Here is a 19,429-nt window from a genome sequence, read left to right as displayed (position 1 = left end):
TATTCACCCATCGCCCACCTGGGAAAACGTAAAATATACCCGAGAATGGGTGAGAAGGTTTCGACTCGAAACGCACGACGGGCGAAGGGGTTGCGCTTCCTGCGCCGCCCCTTCGCCCGTCGCTACGCGACCCTCGTCGCGCAATGGCAATGCGATGGTTATTTCAGCAGCATCCCCGAAGCCACTTCATCGGCAACCTTGTCGCCTTCAAGCGTACGTAAAATTTGGATGCCGAAGGACAGCGCCGTGCCGGGGCCCGTGGCAGTGATAAGGTTTCCATCGACGAAGACGTCCTTGCCCGCCTGGTAGATGTCGGCCGGCCAGCCTTCCTCGCAGCCCGGGTAGCACACGGCCTTGCGCCCGGTGAGCAGCCCCGCGTTGGCGAGCACCATAGGCCCGGCGCAGATGGCGGCCACGTACTCGCCGGCCTCCATGCGGCGGCGCAGCTCGGCCACGACGCGGGCGCTCTTGCCCAGGTTGTCCACGCCCACCGAGCCGCCAGGCACGATGGCGGCATCGAACTGCGTCAGATCGAGGGCGGAAAGCGGCGCATCGGCCTGAAGCGTCACCGCTTGGGCCGCCCGCACGGTCAGATCGTCGGACACGGCAGCGAGCACCACGTCCACCCCGCCGCGCCGAAGCGCGTCCACCGGGGCCACCACCTCCACGGGCTCGCACCCGTTCGCCACAAACACCACTGCCGATTTCGCCATAATTTGTCCTTTCAAGAGAGCCTTCCAGCACCCCGCAATGAGCGCCTCTGTCCAGCGCCCCATTGTAGTTCAACCCGCAAGCCCTCGACAACATCGAGACCTACCTTACCGCAAAAGGGTATTCGCTATGCTAGCTTTGAAAGACGATCTCACCCTCTACCACGGCAGTTACGCTTCCATCGAATGCCTTACGTTCGAGGGGAGCGAGCCCTATGGGATTTGACGAAGAGGCCGTGACCGACGAGCAGCGCGAAGCGTGCGCCGTTGTGGTGATGCGAACCATGCTGGAAGACTGGTGCGACGACACCGGCGTTCCCTTCGATGATGCACTGGACGCCTTCGCCTCATCGCGCACCTATGAGCTGCTCTTCGACTTCTCCTCCCGCCAATGGGCAGAAGGCCCCGACAACCTTCGCTTCGTGTGGGAGCAGGAGCGGAGGAACGGCTAGCTGATCTGCTCGGCCTCGCCCGGGGCCTCTCTCGCCGAGACGGATGGAGCACCATGGCAATATCTCCCATTACGTCCTGATTTGTGTGGGTTTTGACACTTTTACGTCCTTGTTTTTGTATACTTGTAACGTGCACTGAGCAAGGAGGCTGCCAATGGAACGTTTTCTCATGCGTGATCTCGAAGCATGGCGCGAGAATCCTTGCAGGAAGCCCCTTATCATCAACGGGGCTCGCCAGGTGGGAAAGACGTGGCTCATCAAAGAATTCGGAAGGCGCCATTACAAGAGCGTCGCTTATGTGAATATGGACAACAACTCAGCCATGCGCGAGCTGTTCGACACCGGGTACGACATCGACGTTCTCATCGCCGGCCTCCAGCTGCAAACCGGCGTCACCATCGAGCCCGACTCGACCCTCATCGTGTTCGACAAAGTCCAGGAAAACCCCAAGGCGCTCACGGCCCTCAAGTACTTCGATGAGGATCCGCGTGGTTTCTCGGTCGTAGCCGCTGGCTCTTTGCTGGGAATCCTTCTCCAAAGCGGGACGGGCTTTCCCGTGGGGAAGGTGGAAGCACTCGACCTCTACCCCCTTTCCTTCGAAGAGTTCGCCTTAGCGGCCGAAGGAGAGCAGTTCCTGGCCTCATTGCAGAACCCGAACCCGGCGCTCATCCAGGCCTTCAAATCACGGGCGATCGCCCTTTTGAAAACCTACTATTTCGTCGGGGGGATGCCCGAGGCAGTCAGCGCGTTTCTCGACAGCAGGAGCTACGATGACGCACGGGCCGTTCAGAAGCGGATCCTCGCCGACTACGAGCGCGACTTCTCCAAGCACATCGCCCCCCGCGAGGCCGAACGGGTCTTCGCCGTGTGGGACTCCGTCGTCGCTCACCTATCCCAAGAGAACAAGAAGTTCATCTTCGGCCGCCTCGCGAAGGGCGCCCGGGCGAAGGAGTTCGAGAGCGCCCTCACGTGGCTGAGGCAAGCCGGCCTTATCTACCAGGTGCCGCGCGTATCCAAACCAGGCATCCCCCTCAAGGCCTATCGAGATCCGAGCGCTTTTAAGGTGTTCCTGCTAGACGTGGGCCTGCTCGGCGCTATGAGTGAACTGGACAGCAAGAGTATCATCGAAGGCAACACCCTTTTCGAGGAATTCAAAGGGGCGCTCACCGAGCAGTACGCGTGCCAAGAGCTTATAGCAAGCTGTGGGCTTGTCCCCTATTACTGGTCCGCCGAGAACTCCCGGGGAGAAGTGGACTTCCTCGTGCAGTCGGCCGGTGCCGTCTACGCCATCGAGGTGAAAGCCGAGGAGAACCTGCGCGCCAAGAGCCTGCGCAGCTTCAAGGAGAAGTACCCGGAAATTCAGGCCCGGCGCTTCTCGCTTTCCGACTACCGCGAGCAAGACTGGCTCACCAACGTCCCTCTCTACCTGATGGGGAACACGGGGCTTTGGCTGTAGCGACGAGGCTGCTCTTTAGACCGATATACTCACCAGCTCGTGGTCTTCGATGCCGAAGGGGCGCAGGCGGGCAAGGGCTGCCAGGGCGTCGGAGACCTCGGCGAAGGCGGCGGCTTCGGGGCTGCCCGGAAGAGCGCCGAGACCCCCGGGGATCGTCTCGCCGCAGGCATCGCGCGCCTCCTCGGCCCAGCAGGCGGCCTCGGAGAGCAGCACGGCATCGTTGCGAACGAAGGCGGCCAGGGCCTCGATCATCTGCGGATAGAGCACCGCCGTCTTCGAGCGGCGCGCGCAGCGGGCGAAATCGTCCACCCAGGTGAGCATATGGCCGCGCGCGAAGGCCTCCTCATCGCGCAGGGACGCGGCCAGATCGCCCACGTTCCCCGCGCGCAGCTCCGCCAGGGAGCGCTCGGCCTCATGGGCCATAAAGCCGCACATGGTGGCGATATGGTCATCGGGGATGCGCATGAGGCGCGTAAGTTGAAGCCCGCGCTCGCGAAAGATGGCACGCACGGCCAGAGTGTTCTCCTGGAAGACGGCGGCGTCCTTCGTGCGGTAGGGCGATTCCATCGGCTGGCAGGGCACTTCACCCGGACCGATGAACAGGCGCGTGTACTCGTCGCGGGCCTGCTCGGTCAGCACCGCGCCATCGACGCACTCGCCGAGGTTCTCCAAAAAGCGCCCGAGGCCCTTCATGGAGGGGTCGTCGCCGGCGTACTCCTCCACCACGTCACGCGTGGTCTCCGACAGCACGCATGCCACCATGGCCGCATCCGGCGTACCGCCGAACAGCTTGTGGAACAGCATGTACAGGTAGGCGCGCGACAGAAGCAGCGCCTCCAGGTCGATGGACTCGCGACGCATGTTGACGACATCGGTCATGATGGCTCCCTCCTCTAGCAAAAGGGGCGGCCGCACCGACCGCCCCAGCAGCATTCGCGTTTACAGAACGACCGGGTTGAAGTCCTCGAGCAGGGCCCCGCGGCTGGCGCCGATGAGGATGTTGGGGGTCGTCGTGGCGGCCGGCTCCGTGCAGGGCAGCTCGCTCACCGCATCGGGATGGGCGGCGCGCAAATCGTCCATTTCGCCAAACTCGATGGCGCGCATGGGGCAGGCCTCGACGCACACCGGCGCATGGCCGGCCTCGCGCAGAGCACGGCAGGTATCGCACTTCTGGACGATCTTGTCCTCCTCAATAAACTGAGGCGCGCCGTAGGGGCAGCTGTTCACGCAGGTCTGGCAGCCGATGCAGGCCTCGTCATCGTGCTGCACGGTGCCGTCGTCGTCCTTGTACATGGCGCCCGTGGGGCAATTCGCCACGCAGGCGGGGCTTTCGCAATGGTTGCAGGAGAGGTTCAGGTGGAACATCGCCACCTCCGGGTACGTCCCGCATTCGAAGGTGTCCACCCGGCGCAGGCGGGGGCCCGCCACCTGGATGTCGCGACGGTCCTTGCAGGCCACCTGGCAGGTCTTGCAGCCGATGCAGCTGGCCAGGTCAACGTAAAATCCCAAGCTCATGATTTAAGCCTCCTGTCCGTTGTCGGCACCGGGCACCACATAGGCGGCCGTGCCCTCGTCGTCTATACCCGCGGCCAGAAACGGCCCGCGCTCGAAGTCTTCCACCAACGGCTCGCCGTCGTACTTCTCAATCTCGATGAGCAGGCTGTTGTACCCGTCCACCTGGGGGAAGTAGTTCGACTGCAGGCCGTCGGAGAGCATCTGCTCGCTCCCGCCGCGGTCGATGATGTTCTCGGGGTCGGACTCGTCGAACACCGAGTGCACGCCGTGGGGAATGCCCACCACGCCGGGCATGTAGCCCTGCATGGGCTGGGCGATTCTCAGCATGCTGCCGAAGTCGTTGAAGCAGCGCACCGTGTCGCCGGCTTTGATGCCGCGGGCCTCGGCGTCTTCCACGCTCATGAACACTGGGTTGCGGAAGGCCTCCTGGGTCCAGGTCATGTTGTCGTAGCAGGTGTGGGCGCGGCGCATGTAGTGCGGCGTGTAGGCCTGCAGCGGGTAAGCGCCCTTCTCCTTGGCCTCCCAGTTGGCAAACGTCTCCTGGTAGCCGCGGCGCGGCACGAAGTAGTTCGCGTAGGGCTTGATGGGCGTATCGTTCAGACCGATGCGGTTCACGTTGTCGGCCTTGTACTGGCAGTAGATCTCCAGTTTGCCCGACACCGACGGGCGCGGCCAGGCCGGGTCGGCCACGACGACCGACTCGCCGTCCTCGCCGATTCCCAGCTTGTCGTCGCGGTAGCCCACGTAGTTGCGCGGATCGCCCTCCGAGCGCTCAACCACATAGCTTCCGTCGGCCATGAACTGGTCGAAGGCGACCTTGCCCTCCTGGGCCGGGTAGCTCGCGTGGTACTTCTCGTTGTCGGCCTCGGTCCAGGTGATGACCGGCTCCCACTTCGTCGCGTCCTCATTCAGCACGCGCATGCCGAGGAAGTAGCCAAGCCACTGGTCGTAGTTGCTCTTCGGGTAGGCGTCGTCGGGGTTATACCCCATGCGCTCGATGATCTCGCGGAAGACGCGCTTCTCCTCGCGGGCCTCGTACATCGGCTTCACCAGGGGCTTCCAAGCAAGCAGGGCGTCCTTGCGCTGCTTCTGGCCGTTGCCGTCGCCAAACGGGCTCGGCCAGGACAGCTCGCCCCAAGACTCGTCGTCGTTGCCCTCCCAGTGGGTGCACACCGGCAGGATGATGTCGGCGAACTGGGCCGTGAGCGAGAACTTGATCTCGAAGGACACGCAAGTGTCGGCCGCGCGCATGACCTTGATGGCCGTGGCGAGGTTGCCGCGCGTCTGCATGAAGTTCGAGTTTGTCTGCACAAGCATGCGCGGGTTCACCGGCATCTCGCGGGCCTCGTGGTAGACCGGCGTGTTGGCGCGCAGCTTCGTCGGGTCGCCCACCACGTCGCTGGAGCCAAGGTCGTAGGGGCCCTCCGAGGAGGACAGGTACTTGCCGTCGGCAAGCGAGCTCCACCAGGAATTGCCCTCGATGTTGCGGTTGGGGCCCGTGGCGGCGGGGCTGCCCACCAGGTTGTCCACATAGCCGTAGTCGCCGCCGACGTGCTGGATGAGCCGGTAGCCCGAGTCGCCCGCATCCCACGTGTAGATGGCCGCCGAACCATGGCCGCTCTTGCCGAAGTGCCCGCCCAAGGCCGACACCGTCATGAAGGCCTGGGAGAGGTTCTCGGCGCCCAGGTAGCGAGAGGCGGCGTAGCTGTGCAGGAACATGACGGCGTTGTTCTTGCCGGCCATCTCGGCGTACCAGGTAATGTCCTCAACCGGCGTGCCGCAGATCTCCGTCGCCCATTCCGGCGTCTTCGGCGTGTTGTCGTAGGCGCCCAGAAGGTAGTCGCGGAAGTTCTCGTCGGTGGTGGCGTCGGCGGGCATGGTCTCCGGCGTGAAGCCCACGGTGCGCTCGTTCACGAAGTCCCAATCGATGATGTCGCCGCGCTCCTCGTCGAGCCGCACCATCTCGTAGGCCACTGCCAGCAGGAAGGCCGTATCGGTGCCGGGGCGCACGCGGATCCAGCGGGCGTCCATGGCGGCGGCGGTGGCGTTGTAGTCGGGGCCGACGAACACGAAGTTGACCCCGGCCTTCTGGGCGTTCTTCAGCCAGTACATGGAGGAGTGCTGCGACCAGGCCGGATTGCAGCCGTACAGCACGATGGTGTCGGCGTTGGGCAGGTCGTACTTGTCCGGCGCCATCATGAGGTCGGGATGATCGCCGTGGGAGTACATGCCCAGCGCTTCCGTTTGGAAGGCCCAGCAGCCGAAGGACTCGCACTCGGTGTTGTACACCGCGCCGCCAATGACCGGGAACATGGCGGAGCCGGGGGCCCAGCGCCAGCCGTTGCAGATGACGGCGTCCTGGCCGTACTGCGCGTAGACGCGCTTCAGCTCGTCGGTCACGTAGGTCAGCGCCTCGTCCCAGCTGATGCGCTCCCACTCGTCCTTGCCGCGCAGCTCGCCGTGGGCGGCCTCGCCGCCACCGGGCTGCCAGCTCTTGCGCTTCATGGGGTACTTGATGCGGTCGGCGTTGTACACCTGCTGGCGCAGCGAGCGCCCGCGCAGGCAGCCGCGCTGCTGGGGACAGTCGAAGCTGTCGGCATGGGAGTCGTCGGTCTTCTGGCGCACCACGACGCCGTCCACCACATACCCCATGTTCAGGCACATCTGGTTGCAGTTCTGGTGGCAATGGATGGGCATCCACTCGCCCTTGCCCTCGATGATGGCGGCGTCGCTGGCCACCTGATGGGTCGTCGCACCGGTGTTGCCGCCGGTCTCGGCCATGTCGGTGGCCGTGCTCGGCGCGCAGCCCGCAAGCCCGGCCGCCGCCGTGGCGGCCGCAGCGGCGGCGGACGCCTTCAAGAAATCGCGACGCTTCATGCCCTTGTCCAACAGAGCCATGAACATCACCCTCCTCTTCTCGTGTCTTCTCTGACAGCTCGAATCATACGGAGGGCACCCCTTCCATAGGTAATGCTTATATTGTAATCTTGTAAATGCTTGAAAGGCATGCAGGATGTGCTAGACCCGATCTCGCCTGGCGCAATAGACGTCGGCGACACGACATCCGAGCAGGCCGGGGAATCGAAGGGGGAACCATGGAACTGAGAACGCTCCGCTATTTCGTCACCGTCGTCCGCGAGGGCTCCATCACCGCGGCGGCCAAGTCATTGCACGTCACCCAGCCGACGCTCTCGCGCCAGCTGGCCGCTTTGGAAGACGAGCTGGGGCACCTTCTGTATCAGCGCAACCGCAAAGGCATCGAGCTCACCGAGCAGGGCGTCATCCTGCGCCGCTACGCCGAGTCCATCCTCGCTTTGGCTGACAAGGCCGAGGAGGAGATCGCCCTTCCCACCCATTCCATCGCCGGTAAGGTGCACATCGCCGCCGGCGAGACCCAGGCCATGGAGCTTGTCGCCGAGGCCATGAAGCGCACGAGCGCCGCCTACCCCGGCATCACCTTCGAGCTGTACAGCGGCACCTCGGCCGACCTCATGGACAACTTCGTCCGCGGCTTCTACGACTTCCTTCTGGAATGCGAGCTGCGCAGCCATGTGGACATGCACACCTTGCGCCTACCCCACACCGACACGTGGGGTCTCCTTGTCCGCCGCGACAACCCCCTGGCAGCAAAGGCGGCCGTCATGCCCGAGGACCTGCTGGACCAGCCGCTCATCAGCTCGCGCCAAGGCGTGAAGGTGGGCGTGCTCGGCCAATGGCTGGGAGACTTGGCCGACGAGATGGACGTGCGCGCCACCTACAACCTGCCACTGAACGCCAAGTTCCTCGTGCGGCAGGGCATCGGCAGCGCGTTCACCTATCGCGGCCTGTTCGAGGCCAACGAGCTGAACGACTTGGCTTTCGTACCGCTGTCCCCCACCCTGGAATCCACCCAGGGCCTCGTCTGGCGCAAGACCCTCCCCACCCGCCAAGCCCAAGCTTTTTTGGATACGTTGAAGGGCCTCTGCGCCGAGCGCGATTTCGAAAATCCGCCGGCAGATGCCAGTTGAGGGCAGAAATGGCGCGATGCGCTTTCCCAACGTCGGCCATTTCTGCGTCGAACTGGCATTTTCAACCATTTCGGCCCCGAACTGGCACCTTCCATCGGCCATTTCTGCGTCGAAGTGGCATTAGCCCGCCCGAATGCAGAAAACTCCGAAGCTCACCGGCTCATTTAGCAGCCGAACAGCTTCTCGGCGGCTTCCATGCGCTCGATGATGGGCACGTCGAAGGGACAGCGGGGCTCGCAGTCGCCGCAGGCGATGCAGGCGCCGGCCGTGACGTCCATGGCCTTGTAGTGGGCCGCCACCGAGGCGGGCACCTCGCCCGCCATCTCGGCCAGGTCGGCGAACTTGTTGGAAAGCGCGATGTTGATGCCCACGGTGCACGGCGCGCAGTGGCCGCAGTAGGTGCACTGGCCCATGTAGGCGTGCTTGGGTGCCCCGGCCAGCACGCTCGCGTAGTCGCGCTCGGCGGCGGTGGCGCGCTCGTAGGCCAGGGCCTCTTCCAACTGCTCCACGGTTTCCACACCCACCATGACGCTCGCCACCGCCGGGCGGGTCAGCGCGTAATGGATGCACTGCACCGGCGTGAGCGCCACCCCGAAGGGCGACGCGTCGGCGGAAAGCAGGCGCCCGCCCGCGTAGCCCTTCATCACCGTGAGGGCCACATCCTTCTCCTCGGCCCGGGCGTACAGGCGAGCGCGCACGGGTTCGATGCCATCGCCGGCCACGTTCTCGTAGTCGCCGAACAGATCTTCCAAATCCTCGGAAGCCGGCATCATGTCGAAGGCCGGGTTCAGCGAGAACATGATGACCTCGATCTCCGGCTCGTCACAGGCGAGCAGCGCCACTTCGGGATTGTGGGTGGAAAGGCCGATGTGCCCGATCTTGCCCGCAGCCAGAAGTTCGCGCACGTATTCGATGAAGGGGCCGTCCATGATGGCGCGGAACTCGTCGCAGGCGTCCACGTAGTGGATCATGCCCAGTTCGACGTGGTCGGTGCGCAGGCGCGCCAGCAAGTCCTCGAAGGCCGGGCGCACGTGGTTCAGCTCGCGGGTGCGCACGTACTGGCCGTCCTGCCAGGTACTGCCGATGTGGCCCTGGATGATCCACTGATCGCGCGTCGGCTCAAGCGCCTCGCCGAGGGCCGAACGCACCGCCGGGTCGCTCATCCAGCAGTCCACGATGTTCACGCCGGCCGCGGCGCCCCGGGCGGCCATGGCGTTCACCTCGGCCTGCTCCATCTTGCCGATCCACTCGGCGCCGAACCCGATAACACTCGCCTTCAGGCCCGTGCGGCCCAATTTCCGATACTCCATGGCACGTCCTCTCTTCTTCGCAAACCCTATGCTGCCGCGACGTTCTTCTTCGATCATCTTGCCTTATCGCGACCTTCTCATTCCCCGCTTCCCCCATTAAAGCATTTAGAGCTAACTCCAAGGAAAGGGAACTCCGTGAAGCCCTTCTGCATTCTCGGCCATTGACACCTTCCCGGAAGACGACGGGCGTACACTGGCGCCATCAGGCCGGCTGCGGCCGCAGACAGGCATTTCGGCCGCTCATCTGGCCGCTCGCCTACGCCGACGCCCGCGCACGCCGGCCATTCATCTAGCGCTGAAGGAGGCGCCCATGCTGAACCATTTCTGCAAGAAACCGTTTTGGGAGTGCACGCAAACCCTGGCCGCCGTGGCCCAGGGACGCCAACCCGCCGACACCGTGATCACGGGCGCGCGGCTCGTGAACGTGTGCACGGCCGAAGTGCAAGACGACATCGACGTGGCCATCGCGGAGGGTCGCATCGCCTATGTGGGGCAAAGCGCCGCCCATTGCATCGGCGAGAACACCCGCGTCATTGACGCCATCGGCCAGGTGATTGCCCCGGGCTTTCTGGACGGGCACATCCACGTGGAGTCCTCCATGATCGGCGCCGGCGAGTACGCCCGGGCCGTTATCCCCCACGGCACGGTGGGCATTTACTGGGACCCCCACGAGGTGTGCAATGTGCTCGGCCTTGAAGGGGTGCAGGTGATGATGGAGGACGCTGCGCGCACGCCGCTGAAGGCCATGGTGACGACGCCTTCCTGCGTGCCGGCCGTGCCCGGCTTCGAGGACACCGGCGCCGCCGTGGGCCCCGCCGAGATCGCGGATTCCATGACCTGGGACGGCGTGGTGGGCCTCGGCGAGATGATGAACTTCCCCGGCGTGCTGGCGGGCACCGATCACGCCCACGGCGAGCTGGCCGCCACCCTCGCCGCCGACAAGGTGGTCACAGGCCACTACTCCATCCCCGAGACCGACCAGGGGCTGAACGCCTACGTCGCCAGCGGCGTGCGCTGCTGCCACGAGTCGACCCGCGCCGAGGACGCGCTGGCCAAGATGCGCCTCGGGCAGTACGCGCAGCTGCGCTACGGCTCGGCCTGGCTCGACCTGCCGAACCTGGCGGCCGCCATCACCGAAACTGACATCGACACGCGCTTCGCGAACCTCATCTCCGACGACACGCACCCGCACACGCTCGTGGCCAACGGGCACCTCGACTACATCCTGCGTAAGGCCGTGGAATGCGGCATCGACGCGGTGCGCGCCATCCAGATGATGACCATCAACACCGCCACCTGCTTCCGTATGGACAACGAGCTGGGCTCCATCACACCGGGCAAGTGCGCCGACATCGTGTTTCTGGACAGCCTAGAGGATTTGAACGTCATCCGCGTTCTCATCGACGGCGAGGTCGTGGCCGAAAACGGCGCGTGCACCTTCCCGCTTCCGCCTTTCGAATACCCGGCGTGGGTGACCCACTCCATGCACCTGGGGCGCGCCATCGCACCCGAGACGTTCCGCGTGGAAGCACCCACCGACGCCGCCGAGGGTGACGCGGTATGCGTGCGCGTCATCGAAGTGCTGCCCGGATCGGTGCCCGACCGCGAGGTTCGCGCCGCGCTCACCGTGACGGACGGCGCCCTGGAAAGCGATCTTGACCAGGACGTGCTGAAGACCTTCGTCTTCGAGCGCCACCACGAGACGGGCACCTTCGGCGTCGGGTTCACCAAGGGCTTCGGCATCAAGCGCGGTGCCATGGCCTCCACGGTGGCCCACGACGCCCACAACCTGCTCGTAGTGGGCACCAACGATGCGGACATGGCGCTGGCGGCCAATACGCTCGCCGAGGTGGGCGGCGGCATGGTCGTCGTGGCCGACGGCGAGGTGCTCGGCCTCGTGGAGCTGCCCATCGCCGGCCTCATGAACGACCTGGACGCCCCCGCTATGAGCGAGAAGGTGCATCATCTGGAAAAGACCTGGGCCGAGATCGGCTGTACCATGCCCTCCCCCTTCATGACCATGGCGCTCATCCCGCTCGCCTGTCTGCCGGAGCTGCGCCTCACGAACCGGGGGCTCGTGGACTGCACCACCTTCCAATTCGTCGATTTGGTGGTGGACGAAAACTAGCCGCGCAACGTGCCATTGCCCCATGCGACGCAGGGCGGCTCCTCTTTACTGGGGCCGTCCCTCTTTGGCGGGATTGTTCCTCTTCGCGAGGGCCGCCCCCCGCTAAAGCGCGTCGGTGTCAAGCACCACCGTGAACGGCCCGTGGTTCACAAGCGCCACGTCCATCATGGCCCCGAACTCGCCCGTCGCCACCGTGAAGCCGTCGGCGCGGGCCAGATCGGCAAAGTGCTCGTACAGCCGCCGGGCGATAGCTGGCTCGGCCGCGTCTGTGAACGAGGGACGATTCCCCTTGCGGCAGTTCGCGTACAGCGTGAACTGGCTCACCACGAGCACTTCCCCACCCACATCGGCCAAGCTCAGGTTCGTCTTGCCCTGGGCGTCCTCGAAAACGCGCATCTTGGCGATCTTGCGCCACAGCCGCTCCGCCTCGGCCTCGGTGTCGCCGTGGCCCACGCCCAGAAGAATGGCGTACCCCTTCCCAATGGCACCGACCGCGCGACCCTCCACCGTCACCGACGCCTCGCTCACGCATTGCACTACCGCTCGCATAGCCGCTCTCCTCTCTTCATGTTTTCCTCAGCACTAAGATATGCTCGCATAGCACCTCGCTCTTGAAGCATTTTCCAGACAAAGATACTTCGCACGTACCAACTGCTCTAATCCGGCGAATCTTGCACTCGACATTGTGCAAGAATTTCGACTTGTTAGCTATCCTCGACGGCAAGATAAATCCAGCTGTCCCCATCTGCAATCAGAATACACGTTTTGCGATAATACCTCCCTGGATTTTGTTAGCCTTCCGCTGCTTGAACCGCAAACCAATCAACGCAGAGTCTAACAACTCGAAAAAAGCCCTCATTTCCAGCACCAAGATCGTCTGACAACCGCTCTCCTTCCCAAGCCAAGCCATGCGGGTAATCTTGGATTGTGCACAGGCGCAGTCGGTGGTATGTTCTATTGCAACAAGACAGCTCCGAAGAGGCAATGGCGTATCTGCTGCCAACTCGCCGCGATAGCAACAAAAGGAACAATCCCGTGATCATTGGAATTACAACAACGCTGAACGAGGCCGATGGCTTTCAGCGTGTGAATGTGGAATATATCAACCGCGTGGCAGCTACCGGGGCCGTGCCCATTCTCCTCACCCCCATCGCCGGGGGCGCCGAGGCAAACCGAGAGCACGCCCGCCACGTCATCGAGCTGGTGGACGGCCTGCTCATCACCGGAGGCGGCGACGTGCATCCGCGCTACTACGTACCCGACCCGGCCAAGAATCGCGATGCGCTGGGCCTCGATGATCTTGCGGCCATGGGCTGCGGCTCCTCCTCCCACTGCCGCTCCACAGGAGCAAAAGTTCCCTTCTGCGGCCATTACGTGCCCGACCGCACCTTCGAAGAGGCCATGGATGGCACCTCGGCCGTGGAAACGGTGGAGTCCCTGGACGGCCGCGACGTGCTGTCTGCCACGGGACGCCCGCCCATCCCCTGCCTGGACGGTTTGCTCGCCGTCTGCGAGGATCGCGACGGCTTCGAGCTGGAGCTCGCCCGCCTCGCCCATGAGCGCAGCCTGCCCACCTTGGGCATTTGCCGCGGCATGCAGGTCATGAACGTGGCTCTCGGCGGCAGCCTCTATCGCGACCTGTACAACTGCGGCGTCACCGAAAAGCAGCATCGCCAGAACCCGCCCTATTACGGCATATCCCACAAGGTCACCATCGCCAAGGGCAGCTTGCTGGAATCGGTGGTGAGCGCATCGGGGGATTTCGAGGTGAACTCCATGCACCACCAGGGCGTCGACCATGTGGCCCCCGCCTTGCTTGTCGCCGCCCGCTCCGAGGATCGGGTGGTGGAAGCGGTGGAGGATCCTGCGAAGCCCTTTTTCCTGGGAGTGCAATGGCATCCGGAATACCTCGATCGCCACCACGGCCTGTTCAACGCCTTGGCCGCCGCAGCCCACCACCGCGACGCACGGAGCTCATAACCTCCTGCCTGCAAAAACATTTCTCTTTTTGGTCACAAAGTCGAGTTCTGGGTTTCTGGAGCACAGATTTACCCTAATATTCACCGCGTTTAAGCGCTTGAATGATACCGTAATTAACGTTATTCAACTAATTCGAAGATGCCGAGCGCCATATTAGGGCTCAGAAAAACCCAGAACTCGACTTTGTGACCATTATCTCTAAAACTTTTGCAAGGTGCCCATGGAATCACGCGATAAAGAGCAAGACGTCTTTCTTCCGTTCCCCGAGCCCTTGCGCGAGGGCGTCATTCTCGCGCGGCCGAACCGGTTCATCATGGACGTCGACTTCGGAACCTCCGACGAAGGGAGCGCGCCATCGGGCATCGTGCGCTGCCACTGCCCGGCGGTATCGCGCATCGGCGGCCTGGACTTGGCGGGGCGCCCGTGCCTTGTGTCCGACTCCCGCAACCCCAAGCGCAAGATGCCGCTCACGGTGGAGGCCTTCTCGCTGCAGCAGCCGGACGATCCCGACAAGCGCTGGATCGGCATCAACCAGAACGCGTCGAACCGCTACGTGGAGCACTTCCTGCGCGAGGGCGCATTCGCAGCCATAACCGGCCCCGTTCGCACGGTACGCCGTGAGGTGCCTTTAGGCGACTCGCGCCTCGATTTCCTCGTGAACGACGACTTGTATTTGGAAGTGAAGACGCCGCTCGTGCAGATGCAGACGGACATCCCGCCTTACGTGCCGCGGCTGCCCGAGGCGCCCTTCAGCTCCACCGAGCGCTCCCTGCGCCATTTGCGCGAGTTGGCCGCGTCGCTGGCCGACCACGAGCGGGCCGCCATCCTCTACTGCCTCTACTACGACAACTTCGGGTTCCGCTTCTACCACGGCACCACCTACGAGGAAGTGCTCGCCACGGTGGACGCCTGCCGGGAAGCCGGCGTGGAGCTCTGGCAGGCCGACTTCGAAGTGACCCCCGAGGGCGTGACTCTCAAACGCTATTACGAGCTGGAAGAGTGGTAGGCGGCATGATCGGGCACGTAGCCGCGGTCGTCCGGCACGAAGAAGATGAACACGAGCGAGCTTAGCAGCAGGAAGAACGGATAGAACAGAAACGGCATGATCTGGAAGGCCGACACCTGAAAACCCAGTTCGGTGCAGGCCGAGATGGCCACGAGCATTTGGGCGCCGTAGGGGATGACCCCCTGGAACACGCAGGAGAACGTATCCAGGATGGAAGCCGTCTTGCGTCTTGAGACGTTGTACGTCTCGGCCATCTCGTGGGCGATGGGGTTCGCCATCACGATGGCCACGGTGTTATTTGCGGTGGCGATGTCCATGGCGCCCACGAGCAGTCCCATGCCGAGCTGGCCGCCCTTCCGGCTGCGGAACAGGCGCTTGATGCCGTTCAACAGAGCCACGAAGCCGCCGTTCTCGCGGATGAGCGCGCAGATGGCGCTCACGAGCACCGCCACCATAGTCGTCTCGAACATGCCGGCGGCGCCGGTGCCCATGTTGCCGAGCAGATCGGTAGCAGCCACGGCGCCTTCGGCCACCACGATGATAGAGCCGGACAGAATGCCCAGCAAAAGCACGATGAACACGTTAATGCCCACGATACCGCCCACAAGCACGATGAGGTACGGGATGAGCTCCAGCAGGTTGTAGTCGTTTTGTACCGTGCCGGAGATATCGGTTCCCAGCGACAGCACCAGAATGATCACCAGCGTCACCAACGCCGCCGGCAAAGCGATCTTGAAGTTCTCCCGGAACTTGTCTTTCATTTGGCAACCTTGTCCCTGGCAGGCGGCAATGGTGGTGTCGGAGATGAACGACAGGTTGTCGCCGAACATGGCACCGCCCATGACCGAGGCCACACACAGCGGCAGGCTGAACCCCGAGGCCGCCGCCACCGCCACGGCGATAGGCGTGATGAGCGTAATGGTGCCCACCGACGTGCCCATCGAAAGCGATACGAAGCAGCTCACCACGAACAGCACGGCCACGGAATACTCGGCGGGAATGACCGACAGCATGAGGTAGGCCACCGACTCGGCGGAATCGCGTCCCACCGTGCCCACGAACACGCCGGCCGCCATGAAGATAAGGATCATGGTGACGATGGTCTTGTCCCCGATGCCTCGGCCCATGACGACGAGCTTGTCGTCAAAGGAAAGGCTGCGATTCTGGAAGCACGCCACCAGAAGCGCCACCAAAAAGATCACCACGATGGGGATGTTATAGAACCCCATGGAAATGCCCATGCCGTACTCGAACAGAATGCCGAGCCCCAGATACAGCACGAGGAATACCCCGATGGGCAGAAGCGCCGCCACATTTCCCTTTTTCACGTTGCACCCTAACTCTCTTAAGCGCATCCCTGCGCGTTTGAGGCCGCGCCCGGCACGGCGGACTCGCAGAACTCCGATTCGCCCACGACCCGCCTTCCGCACCAACAGCTCCTTGTTTCAGTAAGCGCCTATACTACACCACGGGAACCGCTGCCGATGCGTCATCTTCGATGCGCGGGTCTTACTTATAATAGATGGCGAACGATCGCGCCGTCAGAACGGACACCCCATGACCGATACCGCCAAGAACTCCGCCGCTGCCGAAGAGGGCGTCTACGAGACGCCCGAGGACATCGCCGCCGAAGCCGCAAAAACCGCCGAGCGCGCCGCCCGCGCCGACGCCGACAGCCCCATCGCCCCCGTGGATCCCTTCGAGCCGGGCTCGCTGGGTTGGCTCCTTCCCTGGGCCGAGACCGGCGAGGGCGACGTGCTCACGCCTGACGAGGCGCTGGAGGTATTCTTGGAATGGGTGGACGCCCGCGGCATGGAGCTGTGGCCCCACCAGGAGGACGCGCTCATGGACTTGGCCGTGGGCGACTCGGTGATTCTGGGCACGCCCACGGGCTCTGGCAAGTCCATGGTGGCCTTGGGGCTCTGCTTCATGGCCGTGGCCACGGGGCGCACTGCCTACTACACCGCCCCCATCAAGGCGCTCGTGTCCGAGAAGTTCTTCGACATGGTGGACATCCTCGGCCGCGAGAACGTGGGCATGATCACGGGGGACTCCACCATCAACACCGAGGCGCCGGTCATCTGCTGCACGGCGGAGATCCTCGCGAACCAGGCCCTGCGCGAAGGGCCCGCGTCGAAGGTGGCCTGCGTGGTGATGGACGAGTTCCACTTCTACGCCGATCCCGATCGCGGCTGGGCCTGGCAGGTGCCGCTGCTCACGCTGCCGAATGCGCAGTTCCTGCTGATGAGCGCCACCCTCGGCGACGTGAGCGACATCGCGAGCGCGCTGGAAGAGCGCACCGGCCGGCCCGTCGACCTGGTGACCGACGCGCCTCGCCCCGTGCCGCTGTCCTACGACTACACCTTCGAAACCCTGGAAGCCACCGTGGAGCTGGGTCTGCGCGCCGGCGAGGCACCCATGTACATCGTGCACTTCTCCCAGGACGAGGCGCTGAAGAACGCCCGGGCGCTGGCCAGCTACGGCGTGTCGGACAAGGCCCAGCGCGAGGAAATCAAGCAGGCCATGAAGGGCACGAAGTTCACGACCCCCTTCGGCAAGATCCTGCAGCGGCTGCTCGCCGCCGGCGTGGGCGTGCACCATGCGGGCATGCTGCCGCGCTACCGCCTGCTCGTGGAACGCCTCGCCCAGCAGGGGCTGCTCCCGGTCATCTGCGGTACCGACACGCTCGGCGTGGGCATCAACGTGCCCATCCACACGGTGGTGCTCACCCAGCTCACCAAGTTCGACGGCACCAAGATGCGCCGTTTGCGCTCCCGCGAGTTCCACCAGATCGTGGGCCGCGCGGGACGGGCCGGCTTCGACACCGAGGGCATGGTGGTGGCGCTGGCCCCCGAGCATGAGATCGAGAACCACAAGGCGATGCTCAAGGCCGGCGACGACCCGAAAAAGCAGCGTCGCGTGAAGAAAAAGCAGCCGCCCGAGGGCTTCGTCAGCTGGAACAAGCAGACCTTCGAGCACCTCATCGAGAAGCCGCCGGAGAAGCTGACGCCCCGCATGCGCATCACCCATTCCATGGTGCTGTCCGTGGTGTCGCGCGGAGGCGACGCCTGGGCCAACGTGCATACGCTCATCGCTGATTCGGCCCAAACCCCCGAGGAGAAGATCAAGCTGAACGCGCGGGCCGACGAGATATTCGCCACGCTTTTGGAAGCAGGCGTGGTGGTGCGCGGCGAGGACGCCGAAGGTCGGCCGTCCTACGAGCTTACCGTGGAACTGCCCGAGGATTTCGCCCTGGATCAGCCCCTTTCGCCCTTCCTGCTGGCGGCGCTCGACTTGCTGGATCCGGAAAGCCCCGACTACGCCCTGGACGTCATCTCGCTCGTGGAGGCCACCCTGGAAAACCCCGCCAAGGTGCTGCGGGCTCAGGAGCGCAAAGCGCGCGACGCGGCCATGGCCGAGATGAAGGCCGACGGCGTGGAATACGAGGAGCGCTTGGAGCGGCTGGCCGAGATCACCTACCCCAAGCCCTTGGAAGAGCTGCTCGCCCGCGCCTTCGAGCTGTACTGCCAGGGCGTGCCGTGGGCCCGCGATTACGAGCTGTTGCCGAAGAGCGTGCTGCGCGACATGGTGGAGACGGCGAGCGATTTCAAGACCTACATCGGCCGCTACGGCATCGCGAAGTCGGAGGGGACGCTTCTGCGCTACCTGTCCGACGCCTTCCGCGTGCTCGTGCGCACGTTACCGCCCGATCGGCTGGACGATCGGCTGCGCGATATCATCGCCTGGCTCGGCTTCATGGTGCGCACCACCGACTCGTCGCTGGTGGACGCGTGGGAGAGCGCCGGCGAGCTGCCCGAGGCCGGCGCGCCCCCGCAGGCGGCCGATGCCGTGGTGGCCGACCGCCACGGCATGGAAGTCATGGTGCGCAACGCACTCTTCGCCCGCGTGCGCCTGGCCGCACTCGATCGCACTCGCGAGCTGGGCAACCTGGACGAGGACTGGGGCATGAGCGAGCGCGCGTGGAATGCGGCGTTGGACGACTACTTCGCCGAGCACAACGAGATCCGCCTCGATGGCGACGCGCGGTCCGCCGCCTATCTGATGATCGACGAGAGCCCCGAGCAGGAATCGCACGCCTGGCACGTCCGTCAGATATTCCTGGACGAGGAAGACGCCGGCGACTTCCGCATAGAAGCCGATGTGGACCTGGACGCCACCCAAGAGCAGGGCGAAGTCATCTTCCGCAACTACCGCGTGGGCTTCGTGGAAAATTTGGCCGAATAAGCGCGCCTGCAACCCGCACGGAATGGAAACAGCGACACTTCTGTTTTCACCGTAGAGAGACCGCTGCCATTCTTTCTTATCCCTCAGCAGCCGTTGCGCTGCCGGAAAGCGAAATGGGGTCGTCCAACCCGATCCGTTTCAGCCACGTTCCCATGCCTCACCTTCCTTTACTGCCTGGGACGAATATACCGTGTCCGCGCGGCAAGCGGAATCAAGTTAAGGAAACGTAAGTGACGTTCAAAGCCTTTCCAAAGCCTGCTTCGAGGGATCTTCCAACGCCGGCTTGAGGCCGATCTCCCGAAAAGCACGACTGTGGAAGAGGCAGGCATCCAGACTCGGTAAACGGAAAGCGCTGTTTCTGCGTGAAATCTTGAGTTATAAGCGTCTCGGAACGAGAAATCTTGCCATAATTTGCGAAATTCGATAATAATGGCAGCGAACTTCCCTTTTGACGCTGATAACTCGCGATTTCGTGCAAAAACCGGCACCTTCGTTAACCAGACAGGTAGCGCGAACGGCCGAAGCCTCCTTCGCCAGTCAGGCAGACAACGTAAGCAACCCCGACTTGCCTCACAAGCCAGCGAAAGTCCGTTTCGTCAGCCGCCGGCCACCTGTTCCGT

The 19,429-nt window shown here is 63.8% G+C and carries 14 protein-coding genes; 7 read left to right on the top strand and 7 right to left on the bottom strand.

Features of this window, described 5'->3' with window-relative positions; genetic code table 11:
* Positions 1-158: 158 nt before the first annotated feature.
* Positions 159-713 carry a DJ-1 family glyoxalase III gene (locus tag ACYVRU_RS06490; protein WP_452039413.1) on the bottom strand — a complete coding sequence of 185 codons (555 nt, stop codon included), beginning with the start codon at positions 711-713 and terminating at the stop codon, positions 159-161.
* A gap of 212 nt (positions 714-925) precedes the next feature.
* Here ACYVRU_RS06490 and ACYVRU_RS06485 point away from each other — a divergent pair, with 212 nt between their 5' ends.
* Both ACYVRU_RS06485 and ACYVRU_RS06480 read left to right on the top strand, forming a co-directional pair.
* Entirely contained in the window at positions 926-1,162 is a 237-nt protein-coding gene (locus ACYVRU_RS06485) for a hypothetical protein (RefSeq protein ID WP_114539576.1), read from the top strand.
* A gap of 154 nt (positions 1,163-1,316) precedes the next feature.
* Positions 1,317-2,618 carry an ATP-binding protein gene (locus ACYVRU_RS06480; protein WP_157012021.1) on the top strand — a complete coding sequence of 434 codons (1,302 nt, stop codon included), beginning with the start codon at positions 1,317-1,319 and terminating at the stop codon, positions 2,616-2,618.
* 15 nt (positions 2,619-2,633) lie between these two features.
* Here the strand turns inward: ACYVRU_RS06480 and ACYVRU_RS06475 are convergent, their stop codons facing one another.
* The 3 genes from ACYVRU_RS06475 to ACYVRU_RS06465 are packed head-to-tail and all read right to left on the bottom strand — an operon-like array spanning position 2,634 to position 7,031.
* Complete coding sequence (locus tag ACYVRU_RS06475; protein ID WP_157012023.1) at positions 2,634-3,497, bottom strand: TorD/DmsD family molecular chaperone; 864 nt, start codon at positions 3,495-3,497, stop codon at positions 2,634-2,636.
* A gap of 60 nt (positions 3,498-3,557) precedes the next feature.
* Positions 3,558-4,133 (bottom strand): 4Fe-4S dicluster domain-containing protein, encoded by a 576-nt coding sequence (locus tag ACYVRU_RS06470; protein WP_256156576.1) that lies wholly within the window; start codon positions 4,131-4,133, stop codon positions 3,558-3,560.
* Positions 4,134-4,136: 3 nt separating this feature from the next.
* Positions 4,137-7,031, bottom strand: a complete 2,895-nt coding sequence (locus tag ACYVRU_RS06465) for a molybdopterin-containing oxidoreductase family protein (RefSeq protein ID WP_256156575.1) — start codon at positions 7,029-7,031, stop codon at positions 4,137-4,139.
* A gap of 197 nt (positions 7,032-7,228) precedes the next feature.
* On the opposite strand from ACYVRU_RS06465, the gene ACYVRU_RS06460 reads away from it, so the two are divergent.
* Positions 7,229-8,140: a LysR family transcriptional regulator gene (locus tag ACYVRU_RS06460; protein WP_161127632.1), complete on the top strand. Its 912-nt coding sequence runs from the start codon at positions 7,229-7,231 to the stop codon at positions 8,138-8,140.
* A 164-nt stretch (positions 8,141-8,304) separates the two neighbouring features.
* On the opposite strand, the gene ACYVRU_RS06455 is transcribed toward ACYVRU_RS06460, so the two are convergent.
* Entirely contained in the window at positions 8,305-9,450 is a 1,146-nt protein-coding gene (locus ACYVRU_RS06455) for an aldo/keto reductase (protein WP_256156574.1), read from the bottom strand.
* Between the two features lie 310 nt (positions 9,451-9,760).
* Between ACYVRU_RS06455 and ade the strand changes: the two genes are divergently transcribed.
* The gene (gene ade, locus ACYVRU_RS06450) at positions 9,761-11,578 is read left to right on the top strand and encodes an adenine deaminase (protein WP_256156573.1); all 1,818 of its coding nucleotides are present in this window, start codon (positions 9,761-9,763) and stop codon (positions 11,576-11,578) included.
* Between the two features lie 102 nt (positions 11,579-11,680).
* On the opposite strand, the gene dtd is transcribed toward ade, so the two are convergent.
* Positions 11,681-12,127 carry a D-aminoacyl-tRNA deacylase gene (gene dtd, locus ACYVRU_RS06445; RefSeq protein WP_256156572.1) on the bottom strand — a complete coding sequence of 149 codons (447 nt, stop codon included), beginning with the start codon at positions 12,125-12,127 and terminating at the stop codon, positions 11,681-11,683.
* Positions 12,128-12,613: 486 nt separating this feature from the next.
* On the opposite strand from dtd, the gene ACYVRU_RS06440 reads away from it, so the two are divergent.
* Together ACYVRU_RS06440 and ACYVRU_RS06435 are read left to right on the top strand one after the other, a co-directional pair.
* Positions 12,614-13,558, top strand: coding sequence for a gamma-glutamyl-gamma-aminobutyrate hydrolase family protein (locus ACYVRU_RS06440; protein WP_231699585.1), 945 nt, complete (start codon positions 12,614-12,616; stop codon positions 13,556-13,558).
* A 220-nt stretch (positions 13,559-13,778) separates the two neighbouring features.
* Complete coding sequence (locus ACYVRU_RS06435; protein WP_227070707.1) at positions 13,779-14,564, top strand: DNA/RNA nuclease SfsA; 786 nt, start codon at positions 13,779-13,781, stop codon at positions 14,562-14,564.
* On the opposite strand, the gene ACYVRU_RS06430 is transcribed toward ACYVRU_RS06435, so the two are convergent.
* Positions 14,543-15,892, bottom strand: coding sequence for a Na+/H+ antiporter NhaC family protein (locus ACYVRU_RS06430; RefSeq protein WP_241521357.1), 1,350 nt, complete (start codon positions 15,890-15,892; stop codon positions 14,543-14,545). The genes ACYVRU_RS06435 and ACYVRU_RS06430 overlap by 22 nt on opposite strands.
* Positions 15,893-16,121: 229 nt before the next feature.
* On the opposite strand from ACYVRU_RS06430, the gene ACYVRU_RS06425 reads away from it, so the two are divergent.
* Positions 16,122-18,809: a DEAD/DEAH box helicase gene (locus ACYVRU_RS06425; RefSeq protein WP_461185876.1), complete on the top strand. Its 2,688-nt coding sequence runs from the start codon at positions 16,122-16,124 to the stop codon at positions 18,807-18,809.
* Positions 18,810-19,429 lie beyond the last annotated feature (620 nt).

It is taken from the genome of Adlercreutzia sp. CNCM I-6216, assembly GCF_977113345.1.
This window is presented reverse-complemented; position numbering and strand designations above follow the sequence as displayed.